The 8535-nt window shown below is 63.1% G+C and carries 6 protein-coding genes; 4 read left to right on the top strand and 2 right to left on the bottom strand.

Annotation, left to right across the window (positions count from 1 at the left end; all coding sequences use genetic code 11):
- The 3 genes from AC1DUU_RS15490 to AC1DUU_RS15500 all read left to right on the top strand — a co-directional run.
- The coding region (locus AC1DUU_RS15490) for a potassium-transporting ATPase subunit C (protein WP_476784303.1) at nucleotides 1-96 on the top strand (96 nt) is incomplete at its 5' end.
- Between the two features lie 73 nt (nucleotides 97-169).
- Nucleotides 170-2923: a DUF4118 domain-containing protein gene (locus AC1DUU_RS15495; RefSeq protein WP_476784298.1), complete on the top strand. Its 2754-nt coding sequence runs from the start codon at nucleotides 170-172 to the stop codon at nucleotides 2921-2923.
- Nucleotides 2920-3618: a response regulator transcription factor gene (locus tag AC1DUU_RS15500; protein WP_476784299.1), complete on the top strand. Its 699-nt coding sequence runs from the start codon at nucleotides 2920-2922 to the stop codon at nucleotides 3616-3618. Before AC1DUU_RS15495 ends, AC1DUU_RS15500 begins: the two co-directional genes overlap by 4 nt.
- Nucleotides 3619-3660: 42 nt before the next feature.
- Here AC1DUU_RS15500 and gyrB read toward each other — a convergent pair whose 3' ends face one another.
- Together gyrB and AC1DUU_RS15510 are read right to left on the bottom strand one after the other, a co-directional pair.
- Entirely contained in the window at nucleotides 3661-6105 is a 2445-nt protein-coding gene (gyrB, locus tag AC1DUU_RS15505) for a DNA topoisomerase (ATP-hydrolyzing) subunit B (RefSeq protein WP_476784300.1), read from the bottom strand.
- A 208-nt stretch (nucleotides 6106-6313) separates the two neighbouring features.
- A complete protein-coding gene (locus AC1DUU_RS15510) occupies nucleotides 6314-6883 on the bottom strand; it encodes an NADPH-dependent FMN reductase (protein ID WP_476784301.1) in 570 nt (189 codons plus the stop codon).
- A 181-nt stretch (nucleotides 6884-7064) separates the two neighbouring features.
- Here AC1DUU_RS15510 and AC1DUU_RS15515 point away from each other — a divergent pair, with 181 nt between their 5' ends.
- A complete protein-coding gene (locus tag AC1DUU_RS15515; RefSeq protein WP_476784302.1) occupies nucleotides 7065-8435 on the top strand; it encodes a cytochrome P450 in 1371 nt (456 codons plus the stop codon).
- The last annotated feature ends 100 nt before the right edge of the window (nucleotides 8436-8535 follow it).

Genomic DNA, 8535 nt, shown 5'->3' on the forward strand with positions numbered 1-8535 from the left:
GTGTATGTCGAGGCTCGCGAACTCGGCGTCATGGGCGAACCGGTGGTCAATGTGCTCAGGCTGAATTTGGCACTCGACGCAGCGATTGCACCCTGACAAGGTCGCGCCGGAGTTCTAGCTCTGCAAGAGCTCCGGCGCCCCAGACTGTGCCCAAGACTGTAAAGAATAGATGCCAGACGATATCAGGGACAAGGAAGGCAGGCCTTCGCCGGACGCGCTGCTTGAGACAGCAGCGCGCGAAGGGCGCGGCCCGCTGAAGATCTTCCTCGGTGCTGCTCCCGGTGTCGGCAAGACCTACGAGATGCTGATGTCGGGCCGTGCCCGGCTCGCCGACCACACAGATGTCGTCATCGGCGTGGTCGAGACGCACGGCCGCCGTGAAACCCAGGCGTTGGTCGAAGGTTTCGAGGTCATCCCGCGCAAGGCGGTCGACTACAAGGGCCGCAAGCTTGAGGAGATGGATCTCGACGCCATCATCGCGCGCAGGCCGGCACTCGCTCTTGTTGACGAGCTCGCCCACACCAACGCACCCGGCAGCCGTCATCCCAAGCGTTATCTCGATGTCCAGGAGCTTTTGACCCAGGGTATCGATGTCTACACCACGCTCAACATCCAGCATGTCGAGAGCCTCAACGACATCGTCGCCCAGATCACCCGCGTCACTGTGCGTGAGACCGTGCCCGACTCGATCATCGACCGCGCCGACGATGTCGAGATCATCGACCTCACGCCCGACGACCTCATCAAGCGCCTGCGTGAAGGCAAGGTCTATGTGCCGACCACGGCGCGCCAGGCGATCGAGAACTACTTTTCGCCCGGCAATTTGACCGCGCTGCGTGAGCTTGCACTGCGCCGCACCGCCCAGCGCGTCGATGAGCAGCTGCTCACCCACATGCAGGCCCATGCCATCGAGGGGCCTTGGGCCGCCGGCGATCGCCTGCTTGTCGCTGTCGACGAGGATCCGCGCAGCGTCTCGCTGGTTCGTTACGCCCGCCGCCAGGCAGATCGCTTGCGCGCGCCTTGGGCGGCGATCCATGTCGAGACCTCGCGTTCGGCCAATCTGCCAGATGCCGACAAGGACAGGCTCGCCGCCACCATGCGCCTGGCCGAGCAGCTCGGCGGCGAGGCGGTCACCATTCCCGGCCAGTCGGTCGCCGAAGACATTGTCCGCCATGCCAGCACGCATAATTTCACCCACATCGTCGTCGGCAAGGCGAGCAAGCCGCGCTGGCGCGAATATTTCGAAGGCTCGGTCACCCACGATCTGATCCGCCAGGCCGGCAACATCAGCGTCCATGTTACCTCGGGTAGCGAGCAGGATGCGGCCCTTGCTGCGCAGGGTGTGAAGACGGCTCCCCAGCGCCGGCGTTTCGACCCGTGGCCTTATCTGACGACAGCGCTCCATGTCGTTGGCGCGCTCTTTGTGGGCATTGCGTTGCAGCAGTTCCTCGACGTACGCAACATCGCCCTGGTCTTCTTGATGGCGGTGCTGAGCTCGGCGGTGACGTTTGGCCTGTGGCCGGCATTGTTCGCTTCCTTGCTCAGTGCCGTCGCCTATAATTTCTTCTTCCTGCCGCCGCTCTACACGCTCGACATTTCCGACCCCGAAAGCGTTGTCGCGCTGCTGTTTTTCCTCATCGTCGCGGTCATCGCCTCCAATCTGACTGGACGTGTCCAGCGTCAGGCCGCCGCCGCGCGCGAGCGTGCGCGCATGACCGAGGACCTCTATCTTTTCTCGAAAAAGCTCGCCGGTACCGGCACGCTCGACGACGTCTTGTGGGCAACCGCCTTCCAGATCGCCTCGATGCTCAAGGTCCGTGTCGTGCTTCTTTTGCCCGAGGATGGCACCATCGCCGTCAAGGCCGGCTATCCGCCCGACGACACCCTTGTCGATGCCGACATCGCCGCCGCCAAATGGGCCTGGGAGCACAACCGTGCTGCTGGTCGTGGCGCCGACACGCTGCCGGGTGCCAAGCGCCTTTATCTGCCACTGCGCACCGGGCGCATGGCGGTCGGTGTCGTTGGTCTCGACAATGACCGCCAGGGCCCGCTTCTGACGCCCGAACAGCAACGCTTGTTCGATGCCCTCGCCGACCAGGCGGCGGTGGCCATTGAGCGTATTCAGCTTGTCGCCGACGTCGACCGCGCCCGCCTTGCCGTCGAAGCCGACCGGCTGCGCTCGGCACTGCTGACCTCGATCTCGCACGACCTCAAGACCCCGCTCGCCAGCATCATGGGCGCCGCAGGCGCCCTGCGCGAGTTCGGCACCTCCTTGCCGGAAGAGGGCAGGGCGGAGCTGGTCTCGACGGTGCTCGATGAATCCGAACGCCTCAACCGCTTCATCGCCAACCTGCTCGACATGACCAAGATCGAGTCCGGCGCGATGGAGCCAAACTACGCGCTGCATTACCCCGGCGACATCGTCGGCAGTGCTTTGCGCCGTGCCGCCAAGATCACCGCCCAGCACAAGACCGAAGTCGACATGCCGGCCGACCTGCCGATGCTGAAGCTTGATCCGGTGCTGTTCGAACAGGTGCTGTTCAACCTGCTCGACAATGCCGCGAAATATGCCCCCGAGGGGTCGACAATCCGCATCCGCGGCTGGGCGGATGGTGCATCAGTCGCGATCCAGATCATGGATGAGGGCCCAGGTATTCCGCAGGCCGATCTGGAGAGGGTCTTCGATACGTTCTATCGCGTCCGCAAGGGCGACCATGTCCGCGCCGGTACCGGGCTTGGCCTGTCGATCTGCCGTGGTTTCGTCGAAGCGATGGGCGGCACCATTGTCGCTTCGAACCGGGCCGACCGCTCGGGCGCGGTCTTTACCATCGCCATGCCGGTGCCGGCCGAGCGACCAAATCTTGGCGGGCCAAACCTCGACGGACCAAACTTGGACGGACCAAACTTGGACGGAATTGCATGACCAACGCTTCGGTGAAGATCCTGATCGTCGATGACGAGCCGCCGATCCGCAAGCTGTTGCGCGTCGGTCTCGGCACCCAGGGCTACGCCATCAGCGAGGCGCCGAATGGCAAGACGGCGATGGCGCTGGTCAAGGAAGAAAAGCCCGACCTGATCCTGCTCGACCTCGGCCTGCCCGATATCGCCGGCCACGACCTGTTGGCCACCTGGCGCAACGAGGGCCTGCAGGTGCCGGTGCTCATCCTGTCGAGCCGTACCGACGAGGCCGGTATCGTCAAGGCGCTGGAACTTGGCGCCGACGATTATGTTTCAAAGCCCTTCGGCATGAACGAGCTTGCCGCGCGCATTCGCACCGCCCTTCGCCACCGGCTGCAGCAGCAGGGCGAAAAACCGGTGTTCCAGACCGGCGAGCTGTCGGTCGACCTGGTCAAGCGCATAGTCAGGGTGGGTGGTCAGGAAGTGAAGCTGTCGCCCAAGGAATATGACATCCTGCGCGTGCTGGTTCAGCACGCCGGCAAAGTTTTGACCCATCGTTTCCTGCTCGAGCATGTCTGGGGCGGGTCGGCAGACGTTCAATATCTCAGGGTCTATGTCCGCCAGTTGCGCCAGAAGATCGAACAGACACCCGACGAGCCGCAATACATCACCACCGAAACCGGCGTCGGCTACAGGCTGCGCGAGGCGGATCTGCTTTAGCCGAAGGACGCACTCCTTTGGAGCGCGCCCAACGTTTTTTGCCTACACGTCCAGGTTGGCCACGCTGAGCGCGTTTTCCTGGATGAAGTCGCGGCGCGGCTCGACCTCGTCGCCCATCAGGCGCGAGAACAGTGCGTCGGCATCGGTGGCGTCGTTCACCTTGACCTGCAGCAGCGTGCGCACGTTCGGATCGAGCGTCGTTTCCCACAGCTGCTCGGCGTTCATCTCGCCCAGACCCTTGTAGCGCTGCATGGTCAGGCCCTTGCGGCCCGATGCGAAGACCGCGGCCAGTAGCGCGATCGGTCCGGCGATGGTCTCTGAAACATCCTTGCGGCGCAGCACCGGTGGCTGGGAATAGAGTTCGTTGAGGCGGCCGGCATAACGGTCGAGCGCGCGCGCATCGGCCGAATTGATGAGCGCCATGTCGAGATGGACGCTCTCCTTGACGCTGCGCAGCGTGCGCTCGAAGACATAGCCGCCCGTGCCGTCATTGTCGGTCGAGATGTGGCCGGTCCAGCCGCGCTCGATATCTTCCGAAATCAGGTCGAGGCGCTGGGCAATCGTTTCGGCCATCGCCTTGGCGCGGTCGAGATCGGTGAAGACGTCGGGGTTGAGCGCACCGGCGATCGTCGCCTGCTCGACCACCGAGCGCGAATAGCGCGTGTGCAGGCCTTCGATCAGCGTGCGCACGCCGAGCGCGTCGGTCACTGCCGCGCGCAGGTCCTGGCCGGTCCGCACTTCGCCCGACGACAGCGTCAGCGAGGCTTCATCGAGGCCGACATCGACCAGATATTCCTCAAAGGCGCCTTCATCCTTGAGGTACTGCGAGCTCTTGCCGCGCGCCACCTTGTAGAGCGGCGGCTGGGCGATATAGAGGTGCCCGCGCTCGATCAGAACCGGCATCTGGCGGAAGAAGAACGTCAACAGCAGCGTACGAATGTGGGCGCCGTCGACGTCGGCGTCGGTCATGATGATGATCTTGTGGTAGCGCAACTTGTCGGCGTTGAACTCGTCCTTGCCGATCGAGGTGCCGAGCGCGGTGATCAGCGTGCCGATCATCTCGGAGCCCAGCATTCGATCGAAGCGCGCGCGCTCGACGTTGAGGATCTTGCCGCGCAGCGGCAGGATCGCCTGGTTCTGGCGCGAGCGCCCGCTCTTGGCGGAACCGCCTGCCGAGTCACCCTCGACGATGAAGATTTCGGACTTGGCCGGGTCGCGTTCCTGGCAGTCGGCGAGCTTGCCGGGCAGCGAGGTGATGTCGAGCACGCCCTTGCGACGGGTCAGTTCGCGCGCCTTGCGCGCCGCTTCGCGCGCGGCAGCGGCTTCCACCACCTTGGCGATCAACGTCTTGGCTTCCGCCGGATGTTCCTCAAGCCAGGTACCGAGCGCCTCGTTGACCAGGCTTTCGACGACAGGGCGGACTTCCGAGGAAACCAGCTTGTCCTTGGTCTGCGACGAGAACTTCGGATCGGGAACCTTGACCGAAAGCACCGCCGTGAGGCCTTCGCGGCTGTCGTCGCCGGTGATCGAGACCTTTTCCTTCTTGGCGATGCCGGAGGTTTCGGCATAGCCGGTCACCTGGCGCGTCAGCGCACCGCGGAAGCCGGCGAGGTGGGTGCCGCCGTCGCGCTGCGGGATGTTGTTGGTGAAGGCCAGCACGTTTTCGTGGTAGCTGTCGTTCCACCACATCGCCACTTCGACGACGATGCCGTCGCGCTCTGCCCGGATCGCGATTGGCGCCGATATGAGTGGTTTTTTCGCCCGATCGAGATAGCGGACGAATTCGATCAGGCCGCCGTCATAGAGCAGTTCCTGGACCTTGATGTCGGCATGGCGCTTGTCGGACAAAACGATGCGCACGCCCGAATTGAGGAAGGCGAGTTCGCGCAGCCGGTGCTCCAGCGTGCCATAATCGAACTCGACCATGGTGAAGGTTTCGGGCGAGGGCATGAAGGTGACTTCAGTGCCGGTCTCGCTGCCCGCATCGCCGGTTTCGCGCAGCGGCGCGTCGGCTACGCCATGGGTGAAGCTCATCTCATAGATCTTGCCCTTGCGGCGGATCTTGAGTTTGAGGAAGACCGAGAGCGCGTTGACCACGGATACGCCAACGCCGTGCAGGCCGCCGGAGACCTTGTAGGAATTCTGGTCGAACTTACCGCCGGCATGCAGCTGCGTCATGATGACCTCAGCCGCCGACACGCCCTCTTCGTGCATATCGGTCGGAATGCCGCGGCCGTTGTCGGTCACCGTCACCGAACCATCGGGATTGAGCGACACGGTGACAAGCGTGGCGTGGCCGGCCAGCGCCTCGTCGATGGCGTTGTCGACCACCTCGTAGACCATATGGTGCAGGCCCGAACCGTCGTCGGTGTCGCCGATATACATGCCAGGGCGCTTGCGGACAGCGTCCAACCCCTTCAAAACCTTGATGGAATCTGCGCCGTACTCGGCTTCTGCGCCGGGAAGGTTCTCGGACTGGTCGCTCATGAAAAACTTTCGTCTGACTGCCGCAGGAGGACGCGGCAAAATCGGCCCCGAATCGCACGCCCGTTAGTCTCCAAGATATAGGCGTTAAGTGTGGTTTTTCCAAGTTTTACGGGTGGTTTGACTGGGGATGGGCGACAGCGTCACGAGCCTTGGCGAGAGGGCAGCAATCCGCCGTTTTTGACGGCGGACTGCATTGGCTTCGGGTGGCTCAGCCAGCCCGCATAGGCTTCAGCGCTTCGCTCCAGCGGAACAGTTCGTCGAGCATCACCTTGGCGCTGTCGTCGATCAGGGCGTTCGACTTGAACTCGCCATTCTCGTCGAGATGCTGGGGGAAGGCCGGAATCGCGATCGCCTCGGGAATAGGCATGATCTTGACCGTGGTTAGCAGCATCTTCTCCGACTGCACGGCGCGCAGGCCGGCCGAAACGCCACCATAGCTGAGGAAGCCCGCCGGTTTGTAGTTCCATTCGTTGGACAGGTAGTCGATGGCGTTCACCAGTGCGGGGGCCGCGAAGTAATTGTATTCGGGCGTCACGAACACGAAGGCGTCGGCCGGCTTGATCGCTTCCGACCACTTTTTGGTGTGCTCGTTTTCGTATTGGCCCAGGCGCGGGTGCTTGGGTTCATCGAAGATCGGCAGGCCGAAGGCGTCGATGTCGGTGATGACAGGTTCGAAATTGCCGTGCTCGCGCGCATAGGCTTCGAGCCAGCGGGCGAAAACGGGGCCAACGCGGCCAGGCCGGGTGCTGGCGACGACGATGTTGAGCTGGTGTTTCACAATTTCAGTCCTTGGTAGGTAGGTATCCAATGGTAACCGGCGCGACATAGGCCCCAAAACCATACAGTGGCAAGAAGGCACTTTCCGGTAACCCGGTCACATCCTGGTTACCTCGGCATGTCGGCCACATGGACGCCTGCATCCCCTGCGCCTACATTGCGTCCATGAGGCAGAGCATCTGATGGACACCAGACCAGAACCCTTCGTTCCCCCGGCACCGACACCACGGACCACGCCGCCCTCGACGCTGGAGATGATGCGGATCGTCTACCGCAACCCGCTCGAGCTGTGGGGCGAGCCGTCCTACAACGAGCCATGGATTTCGGTCACCGGCATTGGCGGCCCTTTGGTCATCGCCAACGATCCCGGTCTCATCCGCCACGTGCTGGTCGACAACGCCAAAAACTACAAGATGGCCACCGTCCGCCAGATGATCCTGCGGCCGATCCTGCGCGACGGGCTTCTGACCGCCGAAGGTGATGTCTGGAAGCGTTCGCGCAAGGCCATGGCGCCCGTCTTCACCCCGCGCCATATCTTCGGTTTCGCCAAGCCGATGCTGGCCTGCACGCTCGATTTCGTCAAACGCTACGACGATGTTTCAGAGCCGGTCGATGTCGCCCAGGACATGACGATGCTGACCTACGATATCTTGGCCGAGACGCTGTTTTCCGGCGAAATCGCCGGCGAGCCGGGCAGCTTTTCCCATGAGATCGACCGGCTGTTCGAGACCATGGGCCGCGTCGATCCGTTCGACCTGTTGCGGGCGCCGGAGTGGCTGCCGCGCTTCACCCACCTGCGCGGTCGCAAGACCATGGCCTATTTCCGCAAGATCGTCACCGACACGGTGGAGATGCGCAGCGAAAAACTGGCCCGCGACCCCGGCAACGCGCCGGAAGACTTTCTAACCTTGCTGCTTCGCGCCGAAGGCCCCGACGGGCTCACGCGAGGAGAGATCGAAGACAACATCATCACCTTCATCGGCGCCGGCCACGAAACCACGGCGCGGGCTTTGGGGTGGACGATCTATTGTCTCGCCGAGGCGACCTGGGAGCGCGACCGCGTCGAACAGGAGATCGACGCGGTGCTGGCTCGCGAGCCTGACCCTGTCAAATGGCTCGACGCCATGCCTTACACCCGCGCCGTCTTCGAAGAAGCTCTCAGGCTCTATCCGCCCGCACCTTCGATCAACCGCGAGCCGATCGCCGACGACAGCTACAAGGATCTGAAAATTCCGCGCAAGGCGCAGGTTCTGGTCATGCCCTGGACGGTGCATCGCCACCGCAAGCTGTGGGACCGGCCTGACGCTTTCATGCCCGAGCGTTTCCATCCCGAAAACCGCGACAAGATCGACCGCTACCAGTATCTGCCTTTTGGGGCTGGCCCGCGCGTCTGCATCGGCATGAGCTTTGCCATGCAGGAAGCGATCATCGCGCTCGCCATTTTGCTCTCACGCTACCGCTTCGACACGATCGCCGAAACCAAACCGTGGCCGGTGCAGAAGCTGACCACCCAGCCACAGGGTGGCCTGCCGATGCGCGTGACACGGCGCTGAAACCGCTTCCTTGTAACTTGAACGTTGCCGCATCTGCTATTGTTAGCGGTGCGGTGGCGGACGGGAGACCGAAGTTCCTTTGGGACACCAAGCCCGTGGG

The sequence above is a fragment of the Aminobacter sp. P4_H6_2 genome (genome assembly GCF_056400805.1).